Below are 25,700 nucleotides of genomic sequence, written 5' to 3' on the forward strand. Positions count from 1 at the left end.
GCGCCCTAAACAGTGGTGTTAAACCTCACCTAATCGCACCGCTGCGCGGATGCAAAGGTTCAGGGCAAGGAATAAGGCGCGAGGGCCGCCAAAAACAGCGCCTGTGCCGACCAATACGTCACCCAGATCACAAATGGTGTTGCAACCCGCAGGCGGCTTTGGCGCGGCAAGATGAAATATTCAAATCCAAGGACGGTATCTGAAAGCATGAACAATAGGGCAGCAATCAAGGCCAGCGCATAGCCCGCTGGCAGGCCAACAGCCAACAGCCCCATGACAGCGATGATCGTGACATAGCCCACCACCGGCCAGCGCAATTTGCCCGTCGTGCGGAACAATAGAACGGCCATGACGCAACCCAAAAGAACAACGATCAAGCTAGGCAGGTCAGCGCTGACAGACGCCCCTACCTGCAACAACAGCGCGATATAGGCCAGATGCGCGAGCGCAAATGCCGACAACCCGGCCAGAAAGGCTTTGTCACCTGCGCGTGACAGACAAAAATCGCCCACAGCCCCAAGCGCCAAGGCGGCAATCAGTAAGGGTGGCGCCGCAAGGGCAACGCCCGCAATCGCCAATCCAGCGACCGAGGCCGTCTTGACGATTGATTTTGCAACACTGGGTGGCTGCCAGCAGTAGCGGCAACCGAACCAGATTGCTGCAATCAGGGACAGGCCGACAAGAAGGTCGGCAGTTGCAAGGTCCGTCAAATTTCGTCCGGGAAGTGTTTGACAACCAACTTGATGGGGTTCGGTGCCGCCTGCCCCAAACCACAAATCGATGCATCCGCCATTGCTGTGCAAAGGTCCTCAAGCAAGGGTTGATCCCACTGATCTGCTTGCATCAGTTTGACCGCCTTTTCGCAACCCACACGGCACGGGGTGCATTGCCCACAGCTTTCATCCTCAAAGAACCGCAGCATGTTCAGCGCTGCATCTCGCGCGCGATCCTGATCGGACAAGACAACCACAGCAGCAGAGCCAATGAACGTGCCCAAAGGTTGCAACGTGTCGAAGTCCAGCGGGACGTCGTTGATTGAAGCAGGCAACAAACCAGAGGATGGGCCACCGGGTTGATAGGCTTTAAAAACATGGCCCTCGGCCATGCCGCCCGCTGCCGCGATGACATCCGTGATCGTCGATCCTGCGGGCAACAGATAGACGCCCGGTTGCGTCACACGACCAGAGACCGAATAGGACCGCAGGCCAACGCGGCCATTCTTTTCGGTGCCGCTCAGCACTTCGGGCCCTTCGCGGCACACCCGTGCGACCCACAACAACGTTTCGACGTTATGCACCAGCGTTGGCCGGTCAAACACGCCGACTTGCGCTACAAACGGCGGGCGATGGCGCGGAATACCGCGTTTGCCTTCGATGCTTTCGATCATCGCGGATTCTTCACCGCAGATATAGGCGCCTGCACCGCGACGCAGATCGATATAGCCTGCCTCGACAACACCTGTCGCTTCCAACACTTTGATTTCACGTGCCAAAATCTCAAGCACGGCAGGGTATTCGTCGCGCATGTAGATAAAGCAGGTTTTGGCCTCAACCGCCCAGGCGGCGATCAACATACCTTCGAGAAACAGATGCGGCGTGCGCTCTAGATAGTAGCGGTCCTTGAACGTGCCCGGTTCACCTTCGTCACCGTTGACGGCCAGATACCGCGGACCCGCATTGCCACGCACAAAACCCCATTTCTTGCCAGACGGGAAACCAGCCCCGCCAAGGCCGCGCAGGCCAGAGGCAAGGACCTTTTCCTGCACCGCTTCCCAATCTCCACCGTCGCGCAGCGCGGCCAGCTCAGCATAGCCGCCGTCAGCGACATAGGCCTCATAGCCCTGATAGTCCGGCAGATGCGCGTGGGTATCATTGGCGGCAATCGCTGCCTCTACCTTGTCCAACGTCGCGTGGTCGATGTGATTGTGGCCCAATTCCAGCACAGGGGCCGTGTCGCAGCGGCCCATGCAAGGCGCACGCAAGACGCGAACCTCAGAGGCGTCCAACCCGTCTTCCAAGGCGGCCAGCAACTGCTGGGCGCCCGCCAATTCACAAGACAGCGAATCGCAGACCCGGATTGTCAGCGCGGGCGGCGTTGGCTCACCTTCTTTGACCACATCAAAATGCGCATAAAACGTTGCAACTTCATAGACTTCGGCCTGACCCATCCGCATTTCTTCGGCCAGCGCACGCAGATGCGCCGCAGAGAGGCAACCATGTGCATCCTGGATCAGGTGCAGGAACTCAATCAGCAGATCACGGCGGCGCGGCTGATCCCCCAAAAGCGCGCGAACCTCGTCCCAGGCCGCATCATCCAATTGGCGGCCCTTGGGCGTGTGCCGCCCCTTGCCTTTGCCAGATTTCCAAACACCTTCGCGGTTGTCCAAAGCCATCGCCTTTCCCCTTCAACTTACCGCAACATATCCGCCAGCTATCTGCCAAACCACGCAAAAACGACAACTACAGGGGCCAATACGCGCAGAACGGCAATTTCCCCTGACCGATCGGGAAACCTATGGTAACGATCCGAAGTATGAACCGCGCGATTTTGCCTTTTGGAATAGCCACGCTGACACCTGCCGCATTGCTGGCCGCGGGGGCGGTTTGGGGCGGCCTATGGGTGCTTGCCGCCGTGATTTATCTGACTGCAATGACCAGCCTGCTAGACCGTGTTCTTCCGCGCGAATGCACAGCCGATGAAGCCACCAACGGCGACGGGCTCGCCAGCGTGATTGCCTTGACCCACTTTGCGCTGATGCCATTGATGGTTTGGGCGCTGGCCAGTGATGGGCTTGTTTTACTTGAGAAAATAGGGCTGTTCCTGGCCGCTGGTTTTTGGTTCGGACAGGTCAGCAATGCCAATGCGCATGAATTGATCCACCGCCCCGGTCGCGGGCTGCATCGGTTGGGGATGTGGGTCTATATCACCTTGCTATTTGGGCATCACACCTCGGCGCATGTGCTGGTGCATCACATCCATGTCGGCACAGCCGCTGATCCCAACACGTCACGCAAGGGTGAAAACCTGTATCACTATATGCGGCGGGCATGGGTCGGATCATTCGTAAAGGGGTACCGTGCAGAAAAGGCCCGCCTGCAAAAGATCAACAGACCGCGCTGGCGTACCCCATATGTCGTTTATGTCGGCGGAGCCATCTTATGTCTGTCTCTGGCGGTCTTGTCAGGTGGGTTTGCACCCCTGCTCGCTTATCTCGCGCTTTGCGCACATGCCCAAGCCCAACTGCTGATGTCGGACTACGTGCAGCACTATGGCCTGTCGCGCCGCATCGGCGCGAATGGCAGGGCAGAGCCTGTCAGCGCGCGTCATAGCTGGAACAGCCCGCATTGGTTTTCCTCTGCAATGATGCTGAATGCCACGCGCCATTCCGACCACCATGCCCGGCCTGTACTGCCTTATCCCGCACTATCCATCCCCGACAATGCGCCCATGCTGCCGCGCCCCCTGCCCTTGATGGCAAGCATTGCGCTGGTCCCGCCGCTTTGGCGGCGGGTGATGGACCCACGTGTTGCGAGGTGGCAGAATGCGTAATCTTCTTTTGGCACTGGTTGTGGCCACCCCTGCGGCCGCGCAGGATCAGATGAACGCCGAAGACTTTGAGGCCTATGTCACAGACCGCACCATCACATTCCGCACTGAACTGAGTCCCGAATTTGGGGTTGAGCGTTACCTGCCCGGTCGCCGCGTCATGTGGTCAACCTTTGATGGCATCTGCCAATATGGGGTCTGGTTTGAAAGCAAGGGCGACATCTGTTTTCGCTACGAGGGCGACCCTGAACACAAATGCTGGGCAATCTTTGATGAACCCGGCGGGATGCGCGGCGTTTTCACGACACGACCAAACACGACCGTCATCTATGAAGTCCCAGAGCGCGATGACCCATTGATTTGCAACGATTTATCGTCCTGAGCATAGCGCGCTACTAAAGCCGCCCCTGCGCATCTTTATTGACCGCAAGACGACCATCCGCAAATTCGATCTCAAGATCATCAGCCTTCGCCGCAGAGGTTTTATCGGTGACAACTGCACCATCACCACGCACCACCGCATAACCGCGCCGCAGCGTTTCAACATAACCCAATGTCTCGCGCAGGCGGTCGAGGGCGTCCAGTCGCGCGGCACGCTCTGACTGTTGGCGCGTTGCCCGGTCAGACAGACGGCGCAGAACAACGTCCAACCGTTCAGCCGCCCGCGACACCCGAGTGTGCAGCACATCACTGCGTAATCCACGACTGGTCTGCGCAAGCATCTTTTGCCCGTCCCGTGTTCTGCGGCTCAATGCTGGTTCCAGACGCGCGGACAGCCCGTCCAATCGGCGGCGTTCCTCGGCCAACCGGCGCATCAAGACACCGGGGCGCAGCGCGGCCTCGGTCATCTGCAGGCGTTTTTTGTCCGCCGCGCTGCGCAAAGCAGCCGGCAAACGCTCGCCCAGATAATCTAACCGCTGGCGTGGTCCTTCGACCAGCGTATCAACCTGCGGCAACGCTCGGCCCAGATCGCGCAGCCGTTGCTGGCGCTGTGCGATCCCTGTGGTCAAGGCCCTGCTCAACCGCGCGCCTTGCTGATCAGTCCAGGCGAGTAGTTCCATCCGAACAGGCACGGCCAGTTCGGCAGCAGCTGTTGGTGTGGGCGCGCGCTGGTCAGATACAAAATCAATGAGCGTTGTGTCTGTTTCGTGACCAACGGCGGAAATCAACGGAATCGCAGACGCAGCAGCAGCCCGCGCGACAACCTCTTCGTTAAAACCCCAAAGGTCTTCGAGCGATCCACCACCGCGTGCCACAATCAGCAAATCAGGCCGTGGCAAGGCCCCGCCGGGCGTCAGCCTATTGAATCCTTCGATGGCGGCAGCAACCTCTGGCGCACATTTGGCACCCTGCACGGCAACAGGCCACACCAGAACCTTACGAGGAAAACGGTCGCGCAGACGGTGCAGAATATCGCGGATCACAGCACCCGATGGTGAGGTTACAACACCAATGATTTCAGGTAGATAAGGCAACGGCTTCTTGCGCTCGGGTGCGAACAACCCTTCGGCAGCCAGTGCTGCTTTGCGTTTTTCCAGCATGGCCATGAGTGCGCCCGCGCCCGCAGGTGCGATATCTTCAATCACCATCTGGTATTTGGATTGACCGGGAAAGGTCGTCAGCTTGCCGGTGGCGATAACTTCCATCCCTTCCTCGGGACGATGGGCCAGGCCCTGTGCGCGGCCCTTCCAGATGACACCAGCCAACACGGCGCGTTCATCCTTGAGGTCCATATAGATATGCCCGGACCCCGGACGCGACACGCGGCCGACCTCGCCACGCACCCGTACATGTGAAAACCCGCCTTCAACGGCCTTTTTCACAGCACCAGAGATTTCCGATACCGAAAATTCCGGCGTGTTATCCGCCGGGCCGTCTTCAAAAAGGTCGTTCATTCTACCCTCAGGAGGTGTCTAATCTGCGCAGTGGCAGCGATGCGAATTTCCACCGCATAAACACTTGGGTCAGAATAACCAATGCGCCGAAGATGGCAAACAGTGTTGAGTTCACCAAAACGGCCAACCCCACAGCAACAAGCCCGATCAACCAGAGCAGAAAACTGGACATCCCAACAGACGGATCATCAGGGTCGGGCCAGAACTGAACCTGTGCACGACCAAACTCTTGGGCATAGTAGTCGAGTGTCTTGAGGTAGGCCGGATCATCCAGAAAATGTTCTGTCTCGGTGTCGTGCGGCGTATAATGGATGGTGCGCCCAATGATCCGGGGGCAGAAATCCTCAAAATAGGCTTTCTCATCAGCCACATGCAGCCGCCAGACCACATCAACAATGGGCGACGGGGCCAGCGTCTCGCCGGTGCTTCCGACCAGATACATGTAGCGACGATATTCCTCGACCAGAATATAGCAAACGTCGGTCGAGTGTCCGGTCTCTTCCTCAAGCCGGTCGACCAGTGAACGTGTCAGAGGCCGTTCGTGAAAACTGTAGCCTTCCAGCCGATGCCATAACCGGCGGTCGGTTTTCGTCCTTTTCATCGTTAACACCTGCGCAGCAGCGCCCCCACGGATCAGCTTAGGTGCCGTCGGTCGGTCCGCCAAGCACCATGTTTAACAAACTATGAAAGTGTGACACTTGTGGTCCCCCCGGCGCGGCCCTAGAACCGCAACAACGCATTTTCGTCTTTTGGGGGCCGCTATGAATATTCTGATTTTGGGCAGTGGTGGGCGCGAGCATAGCCTCGCTTGGGCGATCAAGCAGAACCCAAAGTGTGACCGCCTGATCGTGGCCCCTGGCAACGCGGGCATTGCCGCCATCGCTGATTGCGCGGATATCAATATTCTTGACGGTGGCGCGGTGGCGACCTTTGCCGAAGAGAACGCCATTTCCTTCGTGGTCATTGGACCAGAGGCGCCTTTGGCCGCTGGTGTTGCAGACCGCTTGCGGGCCGCTGGCCTGTTGGTTTTCGGACCAAGCGAGGCTGCCGCACAGCTTGAAGCCTCAAAATCCTTCACCAAGGCAATCTGCGACGCGGCCAATGCCCCAACAGCGGCCTATGCCCATTTCACCGATGCCGACGCTGCGCGCAGCTATATCCGGGATCAGGGCGCGCCCATTGTCGTCAAGGCCGACGGTTTGGCCGCTGGCAAAGGCGTGATCGTTGCCATGACCGAGGACGAGGCCCTGGCCGCCATTGACGACATGTTTGATGGCAGTTTTGGCGACGCGGGCGCCGAAGTTGTGATCGAAGAGTTCATGGAAGGCGAAGAGGCGTCGTTCTTTGTGCTTTGCGATGGCAAAACCATCCTGCCTGTGGGCACGGCACAGGATCACAAACGCGCTTTTGATGGCGATCTAGGGCCCAATACAGGCGGCATGGGCGCCTATTCCCCAGCCCCAGTGATGAGCGATGAGATTACCCAAAAGGCGCTGGATGAGATTATTCGCCCCACAATGGATGAAATGGCCAAACGCGGTACGCCGTTTCAGGGCGTTCTTTTCTGCGGGCTGATGATCCAGAACGGGCAGCCCCGGCTGGTGGAATACAACGTGCGCTTTGGTGATCCAGAATGCCAATGCCTGATGATGCGGCTTGGGGGGCAGATCCTTGATCTGTTGCAGGCCTGCGCAGAACAGCGCCTGCACGAGATCAAGGTCAATTGGGCCGATGATCATGCGCTTTCTGTGGTGATGGCGGCCAATGGCTATCCGGGGTCCCATGCCAAAGGCACGGTGATTGCAGGGCTGAACAGCCTGCCAGAGGATAGTTTTCACATGGCGTTCCATGCGGGCACGGCTGAGACTGACGGCAAGATCGTTGCTAACGGGGGGCGTGTTCTGAACATCACCGCGCGCGGCGCATCATTGGCCGAGGCGCATGAGAAGGCCTATGCCATGGCGCAAAATGTGGACTGGCCAGATGGATTCTATCGGTCTGATATTGGTTGGCGGGCACTCTGACCCGGACAAACGCAAAAGCCGCGCCCCACTGGGACGCGGCTTTTTTCTTTTACGGTCAACCTTAAGCGGCGCGGCTTACCAAAACAGAATCGATCTCTGCGGCGGCGGCGTTTTCGTCGTTGCCTGCAACAGCTGCGATTTCACGTGTCAGACGCTCCAAAGCGGCTTCATAAAGTTGACGCTCTGAATAGCTTTGCTCGCGCTGATCGTCCTGACGGTGCAGGTCGCGAACGACTTCCGCAATCGCGATCAGGTCGCCAGAATTGATCTTTTGCTCATATTCCTGCGCCCGGCGCGACCACATGGCCTTTTTCACCTTGGCCTTGCCGCGCAGTGTTTTCATCGCATGGCTTACCACATCAGGCGTTGCAAGCGCGCGCATGCCAACATCAGTTGCCTTGTGGGTTGGGACCCGCAATGTCATCTTGTCCTTCTCAAAGGCGATGACAAACATCTCAAGCTCAAACCCGGCGACTTCCTGGGTTTCGATCGAGACAATCTTGCCAACCCCATGTGCTGGATAAACGACAAATTCGTTTGGGCTAAACTCGTTCTTCTTCTTGCTCATGATCGTCCTTTCATGGCGATTCATCGTGAAAGACAACAAAAAAACCGGCGGTGGCGGCACGCCTCCGTCGGGTCTGTCGACTACAAAACTAAATCAATTTCTTCGCTGCATTGCGGCAAGTATATCACAAAATTGCGTCCTTCGGAAGCGCCGTGAAAATCAACCCCTATTGGTTCATTTCACGTTTCACGCCCGAATCAGCCGCCCTCGCCTGCGGTTTCGGAAAACAGCTCCATTTTGCCTTCTTTGCCGTCCATCTCATCGGCGGAGGGCAATGGATCTTTCTTGGTAATGATCACGGGCCACATCTCGGAGTATTTGCGGTTGAACTCAACCCACTTCTCCATGTCAGGCTCTGTATCGGGGCGGATCGCATCCGCTGGGCATTCCGGTTCGCACACACCGCAGTCGATACATTCGTCAGGGTGAATCACCAGCATATTTTCACCCTCATAGAAGCAATCTACGGGGCACACCTCGACGCAGTCGGTGTATTTGCAGGCGATGCAGTTGTCGTTGACGATATATGTCATGGGGTCATCCGGCGAAGTTTACCGGCACTAGCTAGAATAGTCGCGTGGGTCATTCAAGGTCGAATGGGTCACGATTTGCGCGATGGGTCATCATGTCCCGGCGATCCTTCTTTGTGGGGCGACCTTTTCTGTCACCACCGGGATTGTAGGGACGTTTTTCCACCACAGGTGTCAGGTCTTCATATAGCGCTTGGGCTTCGGGTGCGGGGCCGCGCCTTTCACCACACGAAAGGATACGTACAACGCGGGTTTCACTGGCCTGAATGAAGGTCAAAACATCGCCCGGCCCCACCGCACGGGCGGGTTTACTTACCGGTTGGCTGTCCACCCGCACCTTTCCAACGGTCACAACGCCCGCGGCAATGCTGCGCGATTTGAAGAACCGCGCATGCCAAAGCCATTTATCGAGCCGGATAGTAGGGCGAGCCTCGCTCAATCCTTCTTGAACCCGGCCAAAGCCGCCGCAAATGGGTTATCAGGATCGATTTTCTTTTCGCGCTTGGGCTTGGCAGAGAAACTTTGCGGCTTGTTGCGATCGCCCTGCGGTTTGCCCTTGCCCTTTGGTTTGCCTTTGCCACGTGGACGCGCATCGTTTTGGGGGCGTTGCTGACGCACAGCACGGCCACCCCAAGTGAAGGTGTAAAAGACCTCCATTTCAGGTCCGGTATCGGGCGTTTCCAGCGTCGTCTCGGCGGGTGCTTCATCGGTTGGTGGCACCACCTCGGCGGGGGTTTCCGCAGGGATTTCTGCGGGGGTTTCTGTTTCGACCGAAGCCTGATCGGCGATCACATCAGCCGCGACAGCCTTAACCTTTTCGCGTTCACCCTTCTCAGCTTTATAGCCAAGGCCCGTCATCAGATCGGCGAATTGTTCCAGCGTCATACCGGTGATCGACAGCATATCGGGATTGGCCTCAAACCCACCACGGCTATCCTTGTCGCGCAGCATGTCGGCCAGACGCTCCAGCATATCAATGCGAATCGCCCGCTCACCCGCAGCACGATAGCCGGCCATGGCATAGTAGCCCGCAACTGCATCCTTGGCGGCGGGAACCGTGACCAGACCGGGCGGCGGGCTTTCTGGGAATTCAGAGAGGTCCTTGGCCAGCGACCAAAGCACCAGACGCAGGCGTGTCGGCGCCGGCTTGAGCAACAGCGGCATGAAGATCGTGAATTGACCAAAGCGCACACCATGCTTGCGCAGCGCACCGCGGGCGTCTTGGTCCAGTGCTTTGACCTCATCAGCAACTTCACCACGCGGGATGATGCCGAACCCTTCAGCCATGCGGTAAGCAAAGCCTTTGGCAGTACCCGTCAGCGTCTCGTCGTTCTTGAGCGCCAAGAGCGGTTCGAACCCGGCGGCGATCTTGCGGTCAATGAAATGTTGCAGGCGGCGCTGCACCTTTGCGGCCACGTCGGTGCCTGCCTCTTCGTCGACAAAAACCTCGATACCCGGCTTGAGTGGATCATCCCCAACCGTCAGCTTGCCAACGGCTTGGTCGCCCCACATCAGTCCACCCTGTTCGGTGAAATCAATCTCGGGGTCAGGCGCGTTATAGAACCGATCCGCCAGCAGATGGAATTGCGGTACCAGCGCCTGCACAGATGCCTGTCGCAAGGTTTTGGCCTCATCGGGGCTGCCCGCCTTGTCCATACGGAAGCGGAACCCTTCTAACCGTCCGACGAATTCGCCCTCTACGGTCACTTCACCCTTGTCGTTCACGTCAGCCACAAGGCTCTCCTTCTGCTTGAGCCGGCGAAGCAGAATGCTGGTCCGCCGGTCCACAAATCTTTGCGTCAACGCGCCGTGCAGCGCATCTGATAGTCGATCTTCTACCGCGCGGGTTGCATCACGCCAATGAGATTCGTCATCAAGCCACCCTTTGCGTTGCGCCACATACGTCCACGTGCGGATATAGGCCAGCCGCTTTGACAGCGTATCGATGTCCCCGTCGGTGCGGTCAATGCGTTTCACCTGCAAAGCGAACCAGTTGGCAGAGACATGCCCAAGCTGGTGCAGATCATTGAAGATATGGGTCAAAAGCCCGGCATGTTCACCTTTGCTGATGCCCCGGAAATCGGGGATGCGGCAGACATCCCAGAGCAGTTTCACCGATGGGCCGTCCGTCGCACGCGCGATCACTTCGGGATCTTGGGCCAGGGCCTTGAGTGCGGCCAGATCATCGCTTTCGCGCACGCGTGTCAGCCACGGATCGTCAGTGCGGTCTTCGAGCGTCGCGACCAATCGTTTCATCGAGCCGAACTGTAAATCGCTGTTGCGCCATTGCAGTTTTTTCACCGGTTGAAAGCGGTGTTCGCAAATGGCCTCTGCCACGGCGTCGTCCAACGCGGGGGCCTCGCCCGTGACGCCAAAGGTGCCATTCTCTATGTGCCGCCCGGCGCGCCCTGCAATCTGGCCCAGTTCTTCGGGTTGCAAATGCCGCATCCGTCGCCCATCGAATTTGGTGAGCGAGGAAAAGCCGACATGGCTGATATCAAGGTTCAGCCCCATCCCGATGGCGTCCGTTGCCACCAGATAGTCAACATCGCCGTTTTGATACATCTCGACCTGCGCATTGCGGGTGCGCGGCGACAAAGCGCCCATAACAACGGCTGCACCACCTTTCGTGCGGCGCAACAGTTCTGCAATGGCGTATACGTTTTCAACCGAAAAGCCCACGATCGCTGATCGCGCGGGCATGCGGCTTATCTTTTTCGAACCTGTGTAGGTCAGCTCTGACATCCGTTCCCGCCGCATGAATTGCGCTTCTGGCACCATCGCCGCAATCGCGCCGCGCATGGTTTCAGCGCCCAGCAACAGCGTCTCATGCAGGCCGCGCGCATGCAGCAGCCGGTCGGTAAACACATGCCCGCGTTCTGGATCACCGCACAGCTGGATCTCATCCACTGCAAGGAAATCACATCCCATGCCATCCGGCATCGCCTCAACCGTGCAAACCCAATAGGCGGCACGCGGCGGCACGATGCGCTCTTCTCCGGTGACCAATGCAACAACACTGGGACCACGCACAGCGACAATTCGGTCATAAACCTCGCGCGCCAGAAGACGCAGCGGCAGGCCAATCACGCCGGTGCGATGCGATAGCATCCGCTCAATCGCATAGTGGGTTTTGCCAGTGTTGGTCGGGCCCAGAACGGCCGTTACACGGGAAACCGTCATGTCATTCCCCGATACCCGGAGGCAGGCGCGCTAAAGCGACTGACCTTCCAATTCCAATTCAAGACGATCCGCAAAGCCTTGTACTTCTGCGGACTGCGGATTGAGTTCAAGGATCATACGATAAAGATCCAATGCATCATCCTTGCGATCCATTTCTTCCATAATCAACGCCAGCCCGCGCATTGCTTCAAAATGACGTGGGTTGAGGCTAAGGACTTGGCGGATATCATCCAAGGCCGGGCCGGTCTTGCCCAACAAATAATACGAGGACGCCCGCCCATAATACCCTTCAGCGAAATCCGGCGCATGATCGACGAGGGCCGTAAAGTGTTCAGCCGCTGCCAAAGGGTCTCCATCATCCAATGCATCTTTGCCGCGCCGCAAAAGCAGGTCCATGGCCGCTGATCCGCTTCGTTCCCAAGCAGTTATGATCTGCCGCTCAATGCGCGGATAGCTGGCCTCATCAGCGTCCTGTAGCTGTTGATAAAGCTCGTCCAATGCGGTTTCTTGCGCAACCACGGGTAAGGAAAACCCGCATACGACAAAAAGTGCCGTAACGATATGTTTGAAGCGATGTGTCATCATACCCATAACAGTAAGTGTAGCGCACTGTGCGGCCAACACCAGAGCCCGTGCAGTCACATAAATGACAAAGGGAAGAAATATGAGTGATGTTGTGACCGAAGCCGTCGCCGCCTTAAACGCAAAAATGGATGGAGCCGGTTTTAATGGCACCGCAAAATTCGCCATCAAAGGCGAAGGAAGCATCATCATTGATGCTGATGGCGCACGTGCAAGCGACGACGACGCCGATGTAACATTGACCGCTTCGCCTGATGTGTTCAAAGCAATCCTCGACGGCGAAATGAACCCGACAACCGCATTCATGACTGGCAAGCTCTCTGTTGATGGCGATATGGGTCAGGCAATGAAACTATCAGGCGTGCTCAGCTAATATGGAAACGGCCCCCCTCTTTGAAGAGATCGCAGATGGTCCCGCAGGCGGGGTGGCCCATTGGCTTAAGACATCTGATGGGCTGCGCATTCGCGTGGCCCATTGGGATTTGGCAAACGCCAAAGGCACCGTGCTGATCTTCCCCGGTCGTACGGAGTTCATTGAAAAATATGGACAATCTGCCGCCGCATTCCGTGATCGCGGCTATGCCAGCCTTGCAATTGACTGGCGCGGACAGGGCCTTGCCGACCGCATGACTGACAACCCCGCCGTTGGGCATGTGGGGGCATTTGGCGATTATCAGCAAGATGTGACAGCCACGGTCGCGCATGCATCCGCGCTTGGCCTGCCGCGCCCATATTTCCTTTTGGGCCATTCCATGGGGGGCTGCATTGGATTGCGATCCCTGATGGAGGGCCTTGATGTGCAGGGTGTGATGTTCTCTGCACCGATGTGGGGTGTTCAGATGGCCGCCCCCTTGCGCCCCCTCGCTTGGGGCCTTTCTGCGATGAGCACGCCATTGGGCTTTGATCAGGCACTGGCCCCCGGCCAATTCGAGGAAAGCTATGTCAATCGTACCACATTCGAAGAAAACACCCTGACCAACGACCCAGAGGTTTTTGGAACCCTGCGCAACCAGCTCGCCCAGCATCCCGAACTGGGCCTTGGTGGCCCGTCCTTGCGCTGGTTGAATACGTCACTGCGCGAAATGCATAAGCTGGCCCTTGATCCGTCGCCCAACATCCCTTGCCTGACTTACCTTGGCACGCAAGAAGCTATTGTCGATCCGCTGCGCATTCAGGAACGGATGGGCGGTTGGCCCGGCAGTACACTGCGGGTGATCGATGGCGGCAAGCATGAAATGCTGATGGATGTCCCAAAGATGCGCGATGCAATCTTTGATGAAACTGTAGCGTTCTTTGACGCGCAGCGCGCCGTCGCCGCTTAATCCAGTTCACTTTCTGCCCGCACCCGAAAGCCGGCGCGCCGCAATTCTGCAACCGTGTCACCAACATGCTGAGCATCGCGGGCCTCGATCACGATTTCCAATTCGGCCTGCTTCAGCGAGACACTTTGCATCATCCGCTGGTGGATGACCTCGATCACATTGGCCCCTGCCTCACCAATGATCCTTGAAATATCAGAGAGTTGTCCAGGCGTGTCGTCAATTTCAAAGGTCAGGCGGGTGATCCGCCCGTCGCGCACCAATCCCCGCAGGATGAGTGTGGACAACAGCCGCGAGTCGATGTTGCCACCGCAGACCACCAATCCGACCTTCTTGCCGCGTAGTTCTTCTGCGTATTTTTCAATGACGGCCAGCCCGGCCCCTGCCGCCCCTTCGGCCACGATTTTTTCGTGCGACAGCAGGTCAAAGACCGCCGCTTCGATTTCGCCCTCGGTCGCTGTTTCAACGCGGTCAACATGCTGGTTGATCAAAGCGACATTTGCATCCGAAGGCGCGCGCACAGCGATCCCTTCTGCCAGCGTTGCCCCACCAAAGTGGGTGTCGCTCCCATCGAATCTGGCCTTCACAGCATCGAAATTCGCAGCCTGCGCGCCGACCACCTGCACCCCCGGCTTTATCGCCTTCGCCGCGACGGCCATACCAGCGATCAAACCACCCCCGCCAATCGGCACCACGATGCAATCCAGATCAGGTTCTTGCTCCAGCATTTCGACCGCGACGCTGCCCTGCCCTGCGACAACGACTGGGTCATCAAATGGATGAATAAAGGTCATGCCCTTAGAGGCCGCCATATCAAGCGTGAACTGCACGCTTTCATCAAAGCCCGTGCCGTGCAGCACGACCTCTGCCCCGAAATCCTTGGTGCGTTTGACTTTGTTGAACGGCGTGCCCTCGGGCATGACAATCACAGCAGGTATGCCTAACCGACTGGCGTGATAGGCGACCCCTTGGGCATGGTTACCTGCCGAACAAGCGATCACGCCAGCCGTGCGTTCCGCCTTGGTGAGCGTCAACAGCTTGGCCAGCGCACCCCGCGCCTTGAAGGCATTTGTGTGCTGCAGGTTTTCCAACTTGAGATAAAGATCAATGCCCAGATGCAGTGACAGCCGCGCGGCATGCACAGTTGGCGTGCGCATCGTGGCAGGCTTGATGGCCGCGTAAGTCTTTGTAATCAGGTCAAGATCAAGGGTCATCTGCTGCCTCGGCAAATCGGTTTCGGCACAGCCTATCCAGCTTGCACGGCAGGCGAAACCCACCTTGCACGTCAGCCTGCCATTGGCGGACGCAGGTGATGCGCTATTGTGGTGGTCATGGCTGATGTGCTTACCTTCACGGACCGCGGGATCTATTGCCCCGCTGGTGATTTCTACATTGATCCCTGGCGTCCTGTTGACCGTGCGCTGATCACCCACGGGCACAGCGATCACGCGCGCCCCAATATGGGCCGTTATCTGGCGACCATAGGCACCGCCCCGGTCATGCGGCACAGGCTGGGCGAAATTGACTTGCAGACGACGGCCTATGGGCAGGTCATGCAAATCGGTGATGCTGCTGTGTCATTCCACCCTGCTGGCCACGTGCCCGGCTCGGCCCAGATCAGGGTCGCGGTCAAAGGTGAAGTCTGGGTTGTTTCCGGCGATTACAAAACTGTTGCGGACGGTTTGTCGGAACCATTTGAACCGATCGCCTGTCATGCCTTCATTACAGAATGCACATTTGGGCTGCCGATCTTCAAATGGACGCCAAAGGACCTGCTGACAACGCAAATCAATGATTGGTGGGCTGTCAATGCCGCCGCCGGGCGGACGTCTATTCTGGGGGCTTATGCATTGGGCAAGGCCCAGCGCCTGTTGGCAACTGTCGATCCAGAGATCGGCCCGATCCTGACCCATGGCGCGATTGAGGCCACCAATGAGGTGCTGCGCGCAAGGGGTCACCCTGCCTGAAACCATCCCTGTGACCCCCGAGACGACAAGCAAGACCCATCCCGGCGCACTCGTGTTGGCGACACCCAGCGCGCTTGGCACCACATGGAGCCGCAAGTTCGGCCCCTCATCCACGGCCTTTGCCAGCGGCTGGATGGCCCTACGCGGCGTACGCCGCAGACGTGCGGCGGATCGGGGGTTTATCGTGTCAGATCATGCCGATTGGGATGGGTTGAACGATGCCATCAAGGCCACAGGTGCCACCAAGATCTTTGCCACACATGGCTACACCACCGCGTTTCAGCGCTGGTTGTCCGGGCAGGGCTATGACGCGCATATCGTGAGCACCGATTATCACGGCGAAGCACGCGACACCGATCCGGCAGAGGACACATGAAGGATTGCTCCGCCCTCTTCACCCGGATTGATGAAAGCACCAAGACAACCGTCAAAGTGGCGGCCCTTGCCGAATATTTCCAGACAGCCACGCCCCAAGACCGGCTTTGGACGATTGCCCTGTTCACAGGTCGGCGCCCCAAACGGACGATCACAGCGGCACGGCTACGTGAATGGGCCGCAGAGGTGGCCGGGCTGCCGGATTGGCTGTTTGAGGAAAGCTATAGCATCGTTGGCGATCTGGCCGAGACGATTGCCTTGGTGCTGCCGCCTGCAACGACGACCAGCGATGACACACTGACCGGCTGGATTGGCTATATTCGCCAGCTTTCTACAATGGAGGATGACGCGCGCAAATCAGGTATTCTCAAGGCATGGGACAGCCTGCCCAGCACAGAGCGGTTTTTGTTCACTAAACTGCTGACTGGCGGGTTCCGCATCGGGGTCAGTGCTAAGCTGATCATCCGCGCGCTGGCCAAAGCCACAGGGCAGGACGAGGCCACGTTGACCCATAAACTGATGGGCAATTGGACGCCTGACAGCACCACATGGGAGGCTTTGATCGAAGCGGATGACCCCGCCGCCGATTTGTCGCGCCCCTACCCCTTCTATCTGGCCTATCAGTTGGACGGGTTCGATGATCTGGGGCCGCCTGCCGATTGGAATGCCGAACGCAAATGGGATGGCATCCGGGGGCAACTGATCCTGCGCGGTGGTGAACATCACCTGTGGTCGCGGGGCGAAGACCTGATGACGGACCGCTTTCCAGAGCTCGCACAACTCAAGGACTATCTGCCCGATGGCACGGTTCTGGTTGGCGAAGTACTGGCATTTCAGGATGAAACCCCGTTGTCCTTCAACGCATTGCAAAAACGGATCGGGCGCAAGACTGTGCCCAAGAAACTGCTGGCCGAGGCCCCTGTGATCTTAATGGCCTATGACCTTCTGGAACATGCAGGTAACGATATCCGCGACTGGCCACTGGCAAAGCGGCGCAAGACGTTGGCGGCGCTCATCAAGGGCGTCCCATCAGCAGCACCCCTGCGCCTGTCGGCGTCAGTGCCCTTCAAGACGTGGAACGATCTGAGTGCCGCGCGCGATCAATCGCGCGACCTGAACGCCGAAGGATTGATGCTCAAACGCCGCGACAGTCCTTATTTGTCGGGGCGCAAGCGGGGTGATTGGTGGAAATGGAAGATTGATCCGCTGACCATCGATGCGGTGATGATCTATGCGCAGGCCGGGCACGGGCGCCGGGCAAATCTGTTCACCGACTACACATTTGCCGTGCGCAACGGCAATGATCTGGTGCCCTTTACCAAAGCCTATTCCGGCCTGACCGATGCAGAGTTTCGCGAAATCACCGCTTGGGTCCGCAAGAACACGTTGCAGCGTTTTGGCCCCGTGCGTCAGGTGCCGCCCACACATGTGTTCGAAATCGCCTTCGAAGGTATTCAGGCCAGCCCGCGCCACAAATCCGGCGTCGCCTTGCGGTTCCCGCGGATGCTGCGCTGGCGCCGGGACAAGCCCGTAGATGAGGCCAATACACTTGATGATCTCAAAGAGTTGTTGGCGACATTCGGCTGATGGGCTTCCAACCCAATTCCTTCAAGCATATGTAGGGCTTGATCGAGATTGAAAGGCTTCCCAATGCAACGTCCTCAGCCCGTATTTGATGCCAACACCAGTGGAGGCCAGAGCTTTGGCGATCTGCCAGAGTGGGACCTCACGGACCTTTATCCCGCGACCGACAGCCCCGAGCTGAAACGCGATCTGGCGTGGCTTGAGACCGAATGCGCAAGTTTTGCCGCAGACTATGAAGGCAAGTTAGCCGCGCTTGATGCCATAGGCCTTTTGAAAGCGGTGCAACGCTACGAGCAGATCGATGTCATTGCAGGGCGCATCATGTCCTTTGCGGGGCTGCGGTACTATCAGATCACAACTGACAGCGAACGCGCCAAGTTTATGGCGGATTGTCAGGATCAGATCACGAATTCCACAACGCCTTTGGTATTCTACGGGCTGGAATTCAACCGGCTGGACGATGATCACCTCGCGGGCCTTCTGGCCGCCAATGCGGGTCTTGCCCGCTACAAACCCGTTTTTGACCGGATGCGCGCGATGAAACCGCATCAGCTCTCTGATGAGCTGGAGAAATTCCTGCACGATCAATCAACCGTCGGGGCCGCCGCGTGGAACCGTCTGTTTGATGAAACCATGGCCGGGCTTGAGTTTGAGGTGAATAGCGAAACGCTCAACCTCGAAGCGACGCTGAACTTGTTGACCGAACAGGACAGAACCAAACGCGAAGCAGCGACCCATGCTTTGGCCGCCGTCTTTGGTGAAAACATCAAAGTCTTTGCCCGTGTCCACAACACATTGGCAAAAGAGAAAGAGATCGAAGACCGCTGGCGTCAAATGCCCTCGCCGCAGGCGGGGCGGCATCTGGCCAACCATGTGGAAGCAGAAGTCGTCGAAGCGCTGCGCAACGCGGTTGTTGCCGCCTATCCACGCCTGTCGCATCGGTACTATGCGCTCAAGGCGAAATGGCTGGGGCTGGATCGGATGCAAGTCTGGGACCGCAACGCGCCATTGCCCATGGAAAGCGACAAGATTGTGGGTTGGGATGAGGCCACCGAAACAGTCATGTCAGCCTATGCCGAATTCGACCCAAAGATGGCCGAAATTGCCAAACCTTTCTTTACAGAAGGCTGGATTGATGCGGCAGTCAAACCCGGCAAAGCCCCCGGTGCCTTTGCCCACCCCACGGTCACGCCTGTCCACCCATATGTGATGCTCAACTACCTGGGCAAACCGCGTGATGTCATGACATTGGCACATGAATTGGGCCATGGCGTGCATCAGGTGCTTGCCGCAGAGCAAGGCGAATTACTGTCCTCCACGCCGCTGACGTTGGCGGAAACGGCCTCTGTCTTTGGCGAGATGCTGACCTTCCGCAAACTGCTTGATGGCGCGCAAAATCAGGAAGAACGCAAAATCCTGCTAGCGGGCAAGGTTGAAGACATGATCAACACCGTCGTGCGCCAAATCGCGTTCTATGATTTTGAATGCAAGCTACACGCCGCGCGCGCCGAAGGTGAATTGACGCCAGATGACATCAACGCGCTTTGGATGTCCGTACAGGCCGAAAGCCTTGGGCCAGTGTTTGACTTTGCCGATGGATATGAAACCTTCTGGGCTTATATCCCGCACTTTGTGCATTCGCCCTTCTACGTCTATGCCTATGCATTTGGCGACGGCCTGGTGAATGCGCTTTACGCGGTCTTTGAGGAAGGCGATCCAGATTTTCGTGAAAAATACTTCGACATGCTGCGCGCAGGTGGGTCCAAGCATCACAAGGAATTGCTGGCCCCATTTGGGCTTGATGCGTCCGACCCCAAGTTCTGGGACAAGGGGCTGTCGATGATCAGTGGCATGATCGATGAATTGGAGGCGATGGAGGCCTAGCATCGCCACAGATCAAGTCGCTTCTCTGACGGAACCCTAGTCCAACTCTGTCCAGGGCCAGGGTTTCACCTCGCTTGCGGCGGTCTGATACCGTGCAGCTTTGGCCATCCAAACGCCCATCGTCGTGCCCATTTCGGCCAGTTGATCGTTGGGTTCACGCTTGTTGAAAACCATGATCAAGAATTGGGCAACGGTCATCAGACCCAGCAGCGTGCTGGCCATGCTCATCAGCACGGCGATGATCACCATGTTGAGCAGGCGCAGCCAGATATTCTCGTAGTCTGTTTCCAGATCAGCGTCGCTTGTTTCTTGATCCTTGGCCATCTGTCTCTCCTAGGCTGGGGGTTCGCCAGCCGCAAAAACCATATCCATCATGTGCTGTGTGCCGCGCGAGAATTCAAGCGGGCATGGGTATTCTGCCCCAGTTTGCACCGAATGGCAGAAGTTTTCCACCTGATTGACGTAGTGATCCACCGCAGGCCAGCGTTCGGTCACCCTTGTCAGACCGTTATTCTCAAGCCTCAGCTCTGCGATATCAAAGACACTGGCGTTGAACGGACAAGTTAGCGTCAACACGCCTTTGTCGCCGTGGAAAACGATGCTTTGGCGGTTAAACAACCGCATCGACACCATGCTTTGATAGCTGAAACCTGGGAATTGCGCGGTGAACTGTGCAAAAACGTCAACGCCGTTTTCATAGCGCAGATTCGCGTAAGGCACCGCATTAGGTTCTTGTCCACTGACAAAGCGTGCGGCCCCCATCGTATAGACCCCAATATCACGCAACCCTCCGCCGCCTGCCTCGGGCCGGTTGCGAATGTTGGTGGCGTCATCGTTGTAGAAACTGAACGTCGCCTCGACATGCAGCAATGTGCCAATGGCACCGCCCTGTACCAGCTCTCTCGCGCGCTGAAACTGTGGGTGATGCACGATCATATAGGCCTCTGCCGCGAGCTTCCCAGCGGCGTCGCGTACCGCGATCAGTGCGTCGACCTCATCCGCGGCCAAGGCAATTGGTTTCTCACACAAGACATGCTTGCCTGCCGCCAGGGCCTTTTTCGTCCATTCCACATGCAGGTGATTTGGCAAGGGGATGTAGACCGCATCAATTTGGGGATCGGCAAGCAATGCCGCATAGTCCTCATAGACCTGCAAATCAGGTGCAAACGCCTGAAACCCTGCCGCCTTTTCAGCGCTGGACGTGGCCAACCCAAACAACTGCGCGCCCTTTGCGGCATGGATGGCTGGCCCCATATGCTTTTGGGCAAAGTTCGCTGCCCCCAGAATACCCCAACGTAGTGGTGTCATATCTTCGCCCTCCGTTTCCGTCACGTTAGCGCCAACATTGCGCAGTGTGAACATTGCCAGGGTGGTAAGCCCGCAAAAAATAACCCCGCCGGGCGGGCCGGCGGGGTGAATGACTTAACAACGCGGGGACGATCAGGCGTCGGCCAACATGCCCTTCTGACGCGCAAGTTCTTGCATCTTGGCTTGCAGCTTTTCAAACGCGCGCACCTCAATCTGGCGGATGCGCTCGCGGCTGACATCATACTGGCCGCTGAGATCTTCCAGCGTCACGGTTTCCTCAGACAGCCGACGCTGCATCAGGATGTCTTTTTCGCGGTCGTTCAGCACCGACATCGCGTCGGCCAACAGCTCACGACGGGCATCAAGCTCATCACTCGCTTCATAATCAGCCGCCGTATTGGCGCTTTCGTCCTCAAGCCAGTCCTGCCACTGCGCGGCACCTTCACCATCGGCACTGACCGTCGCGTTCAACGAGGCGTCACCACCGGACAAGCGACGGTTCATCGAAATGACCTCGTCTTCGGTCACGCCAAGATCGTGGGCGATCCGTTCAACGTTCTCGGGGCGCAGATCACCGTCTTCCAGCGCACCAATCCGGTTCTTGGCCTTGCGCAGGTTGAAGAACAGTTTCTTCTGCGCAGAGGTCGTGCCCAGCTTTACCAGTGACCAAGACCGCAGGATATACTCCTGGATCGACGCACGGATCCACCACATGGCATAGGTCGCCAGGCGGAAACCCTTTTCAGGGTCAAAACGCTTTACCGCTTGCATCAGGCCTACGTTTGCTTCGGAAATCACCTCGGCCTGCGGCAATCCATAGCCACGATAACCCATGGCGATTTTGGCTGCCAATCGCAGGTGCGATGTGACCATCTGATGCGCGGCATCCGTGTCCTCATGATCGACCCAACGCTTGGCGAGCATATATTCCTGCTCAGGCTCCAGCATGGGGAACTTGCGGATTTCCTGCATGTAACGGTTCAGACCACCCTCTGGGGTTGGTGCTGGAAGATTCTTATAATTACTCACTGTATCTGCCCTCCTATGTTTAAAGGCTTAACATGGATATGGTAGCGCTCACACCGGGTTTCAAGAGGTGCCTTATCCGTTTTTCGTAAAAGCAATATGAACTATACGGTTTAGTAATACGAGGTACATTTCCGTGCGCTCACGCACATGGGATCGAATATTTCAGCCCTCAGCACCAAGTGCGCGCAAAAGATCATGCATATCTTGGGGAATCTCTGCTTCAAATTGCAGAAATTCATCTGAAACCGGGTGTCTAAAGCCCAAAGTGGCCGCATGCAACGCCTGACGCGGGAAGGCCGCGACAGCGGCAACACCGGCTTCTCCGATCACCTTTGGTGACAATTTGCGCCGCCCGCCATAGACCGGATCACCAATCAATGCATGACCGCAATGGGCCATATGCACACGAATCTGATGGGTGCGTCCGGTTTCCAGCCAACATTCGATCAAGGCAGCACACGCAGGCGACCCTAGCGGTTCCACGATCCGCGACCGTGTCACAGCATGACGCCCGGCAGTGAAGGAAACAGCTTGTCTTTGGCGATCCGTCCGGTGGCGGCCAAGGAACGTCTGAACCTTAAGGATATTGCCCGGCTCAAAGGACGTGCCCTTGATCCCACGCAAACGCGGGTCGTTCTGATCCGGCAAACCATAACAAACGGCAAGATAACGGCGTTCAACCGTATGAACAGCGAACTGATCCGCCAGGTGATGATGCGCGCGGTCCGATTTCGCAGCGACCAGCAGGCCGGTCGTTTCCTTGTCGATGCGATGCACGATGCCGGGGCGTTTCATACCACCGACACCCGACAGCGTCTCGCCGCAATGATGGATCAGCGCATTCACCAGCGTGCCGCCCGGCGTGCCGGGGGCGGGATGCACAACCATGCCTGCAGGTTTATTGATGACAATCAGATCATCATCTTCAAACACCACATCAAGGGGGATGTCCTCTCCGCTAATGTGGCTTTCTTCGGCGACCGCGACGGTGACCGCAACAACGGCGCCTTCCGCAATCCGGTGGCGCGGATCAATGACAACGGCCCCATCAACCGTCACAGCACCATCCGCAATCAACTTGGCCAGTCGCGAGCGGCTTAGCGACGCCTCGGCCGGCACATCACGGCCCAGAGCCTTGTCCAGCCTTGGCGGCGGGTTCGGTCCGATTTCAAATGTAATGAGCGTCTCACCCACGGTCGTCTCCGGTACTGCATGGGAGGGATGGTACCGCCTCCCCGGCTTGAACGGGGGACCCCTGGTTCCACAAACCAGTGCTCTAACCAACTGAGCTAAGGCGGCAACAGGCTTGATCTAGCGGGATGAGATCACGATTGCAAGACCCCTAAAAGGCAATCTGCCAGGTCTCTTCCACCAAATCGACACCAAAGGAATGCACGGGTTCTGCATGGGTGCGCGTCAGCCCGTTACGGGTGTAGATGCGGCCTGCGGCGGCGTGGCTTTCGTGGGTCCACAGGGTTAACCCGGCGTAGCCTGCGGCGCGGGCAAAGCCCAGGCATTGATCCAAAAGCGCTTGTGCAACGCCCGTGCCCCGCGCGTCTTGCACCACATAAAACAGTCGCAACTTGGCAGTCGTGTCATCCTTGCGTACGCAAAAGATGCTGCCCAAGCGCTGATCTCCTTGATGCGCAATCCATCCCGCCTCGCAGGTGTTATCATGCGCTTCTACAAAGCCCTCAATGATGCGATGTACCAAAGGCCCAAAGCTGTCATCAAAACCCTCGGCCTTGGCGTAGTAGGTCGCGTGCTGGCTGACCAGCCAATCGGCGTCAGCTGCATCAAAGGGGCGCAAGTCAAAATCCATAATATAACTTTGCACTCCCTGCCCTTGCCAATCAAGCGCACGCCACGCTAGGACAGGAACCATCAGATCAAAGGGACTGACATGGGTATCAACAGCGAACGCGACATAGAAGCCAATATGCAAATCGGGCCAACCGATCAGGGCATGGTGCGGATATTCATCGAAGCCGACGGCGTCGAGATACCGATGGATTTTGAACCTTCTGAGGCAGACGAGATAGCCGAGGAAATCAAAGCCGCAGCAATGGCGGCACGGGCGGTCAAGTAAGGTGGGTAAAACCCACGCTTTGCATTGATGATCGCGTACGTCGCGTGGGTTTTGCCCACCCTACATGCCATTCAATAGGATTGCGTCACAACAAACCCCGGATCACGTGCCGCCTGCGCCCTGACGGCCGCGTGGCGCGCAAATTTCTGCACCATCACTTTGCGCCGTGCCCCCGCCAGTTTCGCCTCTGGCCCCATGCGGATGATCTCTGCGTCATAGGCGTCCGCCAAGATCAGCCCGGTGTCATCGGGCAATAACTCGGTCGGGAAAGCGCTGTCGACGGCCCAGAAGAACCTGTCGCACCATTCCAGATACCCATGCCACTTGTGATCAGATTGAAAATCAGCACGGCTGGATTTGCATTCGATAATCCAGACCTCGCCCTTCGGCCCTAGCGCCATCACATCAACGCGCAGGCCTGACGTGGGCACCAGCTCCTCAACACTCACAAAATCATGGCTGCGTAGTGCGCGCGACACCCCCCGAGCCAACAATTGGCCGGGCATCAAAGTTGGCGTGTCGAGATCATCTGGCATGCGCAAGACCCTGAACAATACGTGAACAAAATGCAAGAATATTCGCATTGACATGATACCCATAGGTTTCATATATAAATGGAATCAAAAGGTATCATTTAGGAAGAAACGATGGACTCACAACCCACTTTTCGCGCGCTCGCCGATCCCACGCGCCGCGATATCCTGATCTTGCTGCGCGACCAATCCATGACCATCGGTGAGGTCGCCCAGAACTTCGACATGACGCGCGCAGCCGTCAAAAAGCATCTGACGGTCCTGTCTGACGGCGGGCTGATCACCGTCAAAGCACGCGGCCGCGAACGTATTAACACACTCGACCCAACCGGCATGGCACCGCTTCGCGACTGGCTCACTTTCTTTGACGCCTTCTGGGATGACCGCCTGAACGCATTAAAAACAGCTATTGAAAAGGACCTCCAATGACCCTGCAAAAGACAATCTACCTCAAAGCCGACAAACCCACCGTCTGGGAATATCTGACAGACCCCGACAAGCTGGCCATCTGGTTTCATAAACCGGCCAAGACACTGCAAGCGGGCGACGCATATGAGATGTTCGGCACAGAATCGGGCAACAAACTGATGTGGGGCGAGGTTCTTGCCGCAGACCCTCACGACCACTTGTCCTATTCATTTACCATCGGCCCCATGGGCGATGCAGTCAGCACCGTGACATGGACCCTTGAAGATGTCCCCGGCGGCACACGCCTGTCGCTGAAGCACGCCGGGCTGCCCGCAGGGGCCGCGGCGTTTGATCTGACGCTGGCATTGGATAAGGGGTGGGATGATCATCTGGCGCGGATGCGCGCATCCATTCACGCGTAATGTGAAACGACTCAGCACAGCACCTTAGTGCGGCGGCGAAACGCGCTCAAATGTACCACATTTGGGCGCGTTCATCTTTCTGAATAGATTTACCTATATATTTCAATAGGTAAGGCGAAAATATTTATCTTCGGTTCATGCAATCTGTTCAGCTTTATGACACAACTTTGGCGTAAATGCCTACACTGCACAGGTGAAAGCCTTTGTGCCGTCACGTTTTTGTCTGCTTTGGCTCCTACCTTCATATCCAAGGAAGAGGAAACGCTGCACATGTCTATGTTAATGAATATCTCGTTTTTCGAAGTTGGAATGGCCCTGCTTTTTGTTGGTGCCGCAGAACGCGTCCTGCTTGGTTATGCCCCTGCTGAAATGGTTGGCCGCGATGGCTGGCTGCTCCGCGGCGATATCGAAGAATAAACCTTACTCAAAGGGCTTGCCGATCCGGCCTTGCCCG

The 25,700-nt window shown here is 57.4% G+C and carries 27 protein-coding genes, 1 tRNA gene and 1 pseudogene; 12 read left to right on the forward strand and 17 right to left on the reverse strand.

Annotated features, from left to right (window positions below; all coding sequences use genetic code 11):
* Positions 1 to 59 precede the first annotated feature (59 nt).
* Positions 60 to 710, reverse strand: a complete 651-nt coding sequence (locus tag DHN10_RS14905; protein ID WP_159087015.1) for a lysoplasmalogenase — start codon at positions 708 to 710, stop codon at positions 60 to 62.
* A complete protein-coding gene (locus DHN10_RS14910; protein WP_108816148.1) occupies positions 707 to 2,392 on the reverse strand; it encodes an NAD(P)H-dependent oxidoreductase subunit E in 1,686 nt (561 codons plus the stop codon). The genes DHN10_RS14905 and DHN10_RS14910 overlap by 4 nt, the downstream gene beginning before the upstream one ends.
* A gap of 140 nt (positions 2,393 to 2,532) precedes the next feature.
* Between DHN10_RS14910 and DHN10_RS14915 the strand changes: the two genes are divergently transcribed.
* Both DHN10_RS14915 and DHN10_RS14920 read left to right on the forward strand, forming a co-directional pair.
* Positions 2,533 to 3,549: an alkane 1-monooxygenase gene (locus DHN10_RS14915; protein WP_108816149.1), complete on the forward strand. Its 1,017-nt coding sequence runs from the start codon at positions 2,533 to 2,535 to the stop codon at positions 3,547 to 3,549.
* The gene (locus DHN10_RS14920) at positions 3,542 to 3,928 is read left to right on the forward strand and encodes a hypothetical protein (RefSeq protein WP_108816150.1); all 387 of its coding nucleotides are present in this window, start codon (positions 3,542 to 3,544) and stop codon (positions 3,926 to 3,928) included. The genes DHN10_RS14915 and DHN10_RS14920 overlap by 8 nt, the downstream gene beginning before the upstream one ends.
* A gap of 13 nt (positions 3,929 to 3,941) precedes the next feature.
* Here the strand turns inward: DHN10_RS14920 and xseA are convergent, their stop codons facing one another.
* The gene (gene xseA / locus DHN10_RS14925) at positions 3,942 to 5,441 is read right to left on the reverse strand and encodes an exodeoxyribonuclease VII large subunit (RefSeq protein ID WP_108816151.1); all 1,500 of its coding nucleotides are present in this window, start codon (positions 5,439 to 5,441) and stop codon (positions 3,942 to 3,944) included.
* Between the two features lie 7 nt (positions 5,442 to 5,448).
* Positions 5,449 to 6,042, reverse strand: a complete 594-nt coding sequence (locus DHN10_RS14930; RefSeq protein ID WP_108816152.1) for a hypothetical protein — start codon at positions 6,040 to 6,042, stop codon at positions 5,449 to 5,451.
* Positions 6,043 to 6,202: 160 nt separating this feature from the next.
* Between DHN10_RS14930 and purD the strand changes: the two genes are divergently transcribed.
* Positions 6,203 to 7,465, forward strand: a complete 1,263-nt coding sequence (gene purD / locus DHN10_RS14935) for a phosphoribosylamine--glycine ligase (protein ID WP_108816153.1) — start codon at positions 6,203 to 6,205, stop codon at positions 7,463 to 7,465.
* Between the two features lie 61 nt (positions 7,466 to 7,526).
* Here purD and DHN10_RS14940 read toward each other — a convergent pair whose 3' ends face one another.
* The 5 genes from DHN10_RS14940 to DHN10_RS14960 all read right to left on the reverse strand — a co-directional run bounded on the left by DHN10_RS14940 (position 7,527) and on the right by DHN10_RS14960 (position 12,331).
* Positions 7,527 to 8,033, reverse strand: a complete 507-nt coding sequence (locus DHN10_RS14940; RefSeq protein WP_108816154.1) for a CarD family transcriptional regulator — start codon at positions 8,031 to 8,033, stop codon at positions 7,527 to 7,529.
* Between the two features lie 197 nt (positions 8,034 to 8,230).
* Complete coding sequence (fdxA, locus tag DHN10_RS14945; RefSeq protein WP_108816155.1) at positions 8,231 to 8,566, reverse strand: ferredoxin FdxA; 336 nt, start codon at positions 8,564 to 8,566, stop codon at positions 8,231 to 8,233.
* A 49-nt stretch (positions 8,567 to 8,615) separates the two neighbouring features.
* Complete coding sequence (locus DHN10_RS14950) at positions 8,616 to 9,002, reverse strand: RNA-binding S4 domain-containing protein (protein WP_108816156.1); 387 nt, start codon at positions 9,000 to 9,002, stop codon at positions 8,616 to 8,618.
* Complete coding sequence (locus DHN10_RS14955) at positions 8,999 to 11,746, reverse strand: helicase-related protein (RefSeq protein WP_108816157.1); 2,748 nt, start codon at positions 11,744 to 11,746, stop codon at positions 8,999 to 9,001. The genes DHN10_RS14950 and DHN10_RS14955 overlap by 4 nt, the downstream gene beginning before the upstream one ends.
* Positions 11,747 to 11,776: 30 nt before the next feature.
* Positions 11,777 to 12,331 carry a tetratricopeptide repeat protein gene (locus DHN10_RS14960; protein ID WP_306419271.1) on the reverse strand — a complete coding sequence of 185 codons (555 nt, stop codon included), beginning with the start codon at positions 12,329 to 12,331 and terminating at the stop codon, positions 11,777 to 11,779.
* Between the two features lie 79 nt (positions 12,332 to 12,410).
* Between DHN10_RS14960 and DHN10_RS14965 the strand changes: the two genes are divergently transcribed.
* Positions 12,411 to 12,701, forward strand: coding sequence for an SCP2 sterol-binding domain-containing protein (locus tag DHN10_RS14965; protein WP_108816159.1), 291 nt, complete (start codon positions 12,411 to 12,413; stop codon positions 12,699 to 12,701).
* Between the two features lies 1 nt (position 12,702).
* Entirely contained in the window at positions 12,703 to 13,650 is a 948-nt protein-coding gene (locus DHN10_RS14970) for an alpha/beta hydrolase (protein WP_108816160.1), read from the forward strand.
* Here the strand turns inward: DHN10_RS14970 and DHN10_RS14975 are convergent.
* Positions 13,647 to 14,861: a threonine ammonia-lyase gene (locus DHN10_RS14975; RefSeq protein WP_108816161.1), complete on the reverse strand. Its 1,215-nt coding sequence runs from the start codon at positions 14,859 to 14,861 to the stop codon at positions 13,647 to 13,649. The two genes, DHN10_RS14970 and DHN10_RS14975, sit on opposite strands and share 4 nt — an antisense overlap.
* Before the next feature lie 117 nt (positions 14,862 to 14,978).
* Here DHN10_RS14975 and DHN10_RS14980 point away from each other — a divergent pair.
* From DHN10_RS14980 to DHN10_RS14990, 3 genes and pseudogenes are all read left to right on the forward strand, one after another.
* Positions 14,979 to 15,990, forward strand: a pseudogene (locus DHN10_RS14980) (ligase-associated DNA damage response exonuclease).
* The gene (locus DHN10_RS14985) at positions 15,987 to 17,576 is read left to right on the forward strand and encodes an ATP-dependent DNA ligase (RefSeq protein ID WP_108816162.1); all 1,590 of its coding nucleotides are present in this window, start codon (positions 15,987 to 15,989) and stop codon (positions 17,574 to 17,576) included. Before DHN10_RS14980 ends, DHN10_RS14985 begins: the two are co-directional and overlap by 4 nt.
* Positions 17,577 to 17,639: 63 nt before the next feature.
* On the forward strand, positions 17,640 to 19,457 hold the full coding sequence (locus tag DHN10_RS14990) for a M3 family oligoendopeptidase (RefSeq protein ID WP_108816163.1): 1,818 nt from the start codon (positions 17,640 to 17,642) through the stop codon (positions 19,455 to 19,457).
* 36 nt (positions 19,458 to 19,493) lie between these two features.
* Here DHN10_RS14990 and DHN10_RS14995 read toward each other — a convergent pair whose 3' ends face one another.
* From DHN10_RS14995 to DHN10_RS15020, 6 genes are all read right to left on the reverse strand, one after another.
* Complete coding sequence (locus tag DHN10_RS14995) at positions 19,494 to 19,781, reverse strand: DUF4389 domain-containing protein (protein WP_108816164.1); 288 nt, start codon at positions 19,779 to 19,781, stop codon at positions 19,494 to 19,496.
* A 9-nt stretch (positions 19,782 to 19,790) separates the two neighbouring features.
* The gene (locus DHN10_RS15000; RefSeq protein WP_108816339.1) at positions 19,791 to 20,765 is read right to left on the reverse strand and encodes a Gfo/Idh/MocA family protein; all 975 of its coding nucleotides are present in this window, start codon (positions 20,763 to 20,765) and stop codon (positions 19,791 to 19,793) included.
* A 132-nt stretch (positions 20,766 to 20,897) separates the two neighbouring features.
* Positions 20,898 to 21,794 carry an RNA polymerase sigma factor RpoH gene (gene rpoH, locus DHN10_RS15005; protein ID WP_108816165.1) on the reverse strand — a complete coding sequence of 299 codons (897 nt, stop codon included), beginning with the start codon at positions 21,792 to 21,794 and terminating at the stop codon, positions 20,898 to 20,900.
* A 162-nt stretch (positions 21,795 to 21,956) separates the two neighbouring features.
* The gene (locus DHN10_RS15010) at positions 21,957 to 22,988 is read right to left on the reverse strand and encodes an RluA family pseudouridine synthase (RefSeq protein ID WP_108816166.1); all 1,032 of its coding nucleotides are present in this window, start codon (positions 22,986 to 22,988) and stop codon (positions 21,957 to 21,959) included.
* Positions 22,989 to 23,016: 28 nt separating this feature from the next.
* A tRNA-His gene (locus tag DHN10_RS15015) sits at positions 23,017 to 23,093 on the reverse strand.
* Positions 23,094 to 23,136: 43 nt separating this feature from the next.
* Complete coding sequence (locus DHN10_RS15020) at positions 23,137 to 23,616, reverse strand: GNAT family N-acetyltransferase (protein WP_108816167.1); 480 nt, start codon at positions 23,614 to 23,616, stop codon at positions 23,137 to 23,139.
* A gap of 81 nt (positions 23,617 to 23,697) precedes the next feature.
* Between DHN10_RS15020 and DHN10_RS15025 the strand changes: the two genes are divergently transcribed.
* Positions 23,698 to 23,883 carry a DUF6324 family protein gene (locus DHN10_RS15025; protein ID WP_108816168.1) on the forward strand — a complete coding sequence of 62 codons (186 nt, stop codon included), beginning with the start codon at positions 23,698 to 23,700 and terminating at the stop codon, positions 23,881 to 23,883.
* Positions 23,884 to 23,954: 71 nt separating this feature from the next.
* Here the strand turns inward: DHN10_RS15025 and DHN10_RS15030 are convergent, their stop codons facing one another.
* Positions 23,955 to 24,419, reverse strand: a complete 465-nt coding sequence (locus tag DHN10_RS15030; RefSeq protein ID WP_108816340.1) for an MmcB family DNA repair protein — start codon at positions 24,417 to 24,419, stop codon at positions 23,955 to 23,957.
* Between the two features lie 111 nt (positions 24,420 to 24,530).
* Here DHN10_RS15030 and DHN10_RS15035 point away from each other — a divergent pair, with 111 nt between their 5' ends.
* The 3 genes from DHN10_RS15035 (at position 24,531) to DHN10_RS19905 (ending at position 25,663) form a co-directional block, all read left to right on the forward strand.
* Positions 24,531 to 24,845: an ArsR/SmtB family transcription factor gene (locus tag DHN10_RS15035; protein ID WP_108816169.1), complete on the forward strand. Its 315-nt coding sequence runs from the start codon at positions 24,531 to 24,533 to the stop codon at positions 24,843 to 24,845.
* Positions 24,842 to 25,246 carry an SRPBCC family protein gene (locus DHN10_RS15040; protein WP_108816170.1) on the forward strand — a complete coding sequence of 135 codons (405 nt, stop codon included), beginning with the start codon at positions 24,842 to 24,844 and terminating at the stop codon, positions 25,244 to 25,246. The genes DHN10_RS15035 and DHN10_RS15040 overlap by 4 nt, the downstream gene beginning before the upstream one ends.
* Positions 25,247 to 25,516: 270 nt before the next feature.
* Positions 25,517 to 25,663, forward strand: a complete 147-nt coding sequence (locus DHN10_RS19905) for a hypothetical protein (RefSeq protein WP_199910690.1) — start codon at positions 25,517 to 25,519, stop codon at positions 25,661 to 25,663.
* Positions 25,664 to 25,700: the final 37 nt, after the last annotated feature.

It is taken from the genome of Loktanella sp. Alg231-35 (genome assembly GCF_900143545.1).
Classification (GTDB): Bacteria; Pseudomonadota; Alphaproteobacteria; order Rhodobacterales; family Rhodobacteraceae; genus Yoonia.

Coding starts and splice junctions, on each gene's coding strand:
- DHN10_RS14910 (WP_108816148.1), bottom strand. CDS start 2,392: ATGGCTTTGGACAACCGCGAAGGTGTTTGGAAATCTGGCAAAGGCAAG.
- DHN10_RS14915 (WP_108816149.1), top strand. CDS start 2,533: ATGAACCGCGCGATTTTGCCTTTTGGAATAGCCACGCTGACACCTGCC.
- DHN10_RS14920 (WP_108816150.1), top strand. CDS start 3,542: ATGCGTAATCTTCTTTTGGCACTGGTTGTGGCCACCCCTGCGGCCGCG.
- xseA (WP_108816151.1), bottom strand. CDS start 5,441: ATGAACGACCTTTTTGAAGACGGCCCGGCGGATAACACGCCGGAATTT.
- DHN10_RS14930 (WP_108816152.1), bottom strand. CDS start 6,042: ATGAAAAGGACGAAAACCGACCGCCGGTTATGGCATCGGCTGGAAGGC.
- purD (WP_108816153.1), top strand. CDS start 6,203: ATGAATATTCTGATTTTGGGCAGTGGTGGGCGCGAGCATAGCCTCGCT.
- DHN10_RS14940 (WP_108816154.1), bottom strand. CDS start 8,033: ATGAGCAAGAAGAAGAACGAGTTTAGCCCAAACGAATTTGTCGTTTAT.
- fdxA (WP_108816155.1), bottom strand. CDS start 8,566: ATGACATATATCGTCAACGACAACTGCATCGCCTGCAAATACACCGAC.
- DHN10_RS14955 (WP_108816157.1), bottom strand. CDS start 11,746: ATGACGGTTTCCCGTGTAACGGCCGTTCTGGGCCCGACCAACACTGGC.
- DHN10_RS14960 (WP_306419271.1), bottom strand. CDS start 12,331: ATGATGACACATCGCTTCAAACATATCGTTACGGCACTTTTTGTCGTA.
- DHN10_RS14965 (WP_108816159.1), top strand. CDS start 12,411: ATGAGTGATGTTGTGACCGAAGCCGTCGCCGCCTTAAACGCAAAAATG.
- DHN10_RS14970 (WP_108816160.1), top strand. CDS start 12,703: ATGGAAACGGCCCCCCTCTTTGAAGAGATCGCAGATGGTCCCGCAGGC.
- DHN10_RS14975 (WP_108816161.1), bottom strand. CDS start 14,861: ATGACCCTTGATCTTGACCTGATTACAAAGACTTACGCGGCCATCAAG.
- DHN10_RS14985 (WP_108816162.1), top strand. CDS start 15,987: ATGAAGGATTGCTCCGCCCTCTTCACCCGGATTGATGAAAGCACCAAG.
- DHN10_RS14990 (WP_108816163.1), top strand. CDS start 17,640: ATGCAACGTCCTCAGCCCGTATTTGATGCCAACACCAGTGGAGGCCAG.
- DHN10_RS14995 (WP_108816164.1), bottom strand. CDS start 19,781: ATGGCCAAGGATCAAGAAACAAGCGACGCTGATCTGGAAACAGACTAC.
- DHN10_RS15000 (WP_108816339.1), bottom strand. CDS start 20,765: ATGACACCACTACGTTGGGGTATTCTGGGGGCAGCGAACTTTGCCCAA.
- DHN10_RS15020 (WP_108816167.1), bottom strand. CDS start 23,616: ATGGATTTTGACTTGCGCCCCTTTGATGCAGCTGACGCCGATTGGCTG.
- DHN10_RS15025 (WP_108816168.1), top strand. CDS start 23,698: ATGGGTATCAACAGCGAACGCGACATAGAAGCCAATATGCAAATCGGG.
- DHN10_RS15030 (WP_108816340.1), bottom strand. CDS start 24,419: ATGCCAGATGATCTCGACACGCCAACTTTGATGCCCGGCCAATTGTTG.
- DHN10_RS15035 (WP_108816169.1), top strand. CDS start 24,531: ATGGACTCACAACCCACTTTTCGCGCGCTCGCCGATCCCACGCGCCGC.
- DHN10_RS15040 (WP_108816170.1), top strand. CDS start 24,842: ATGACCCTGCAAAAGACAATCTACCTCAAAGCCGACAAACCCACCGTC.
- DHN10_RS19905 (WP_199910690.1), top strand. CDS start 25,517: ATGTCTATGTTAATGAATATCTCGTTTTTCGAAGTTGGAATGGCCCTG.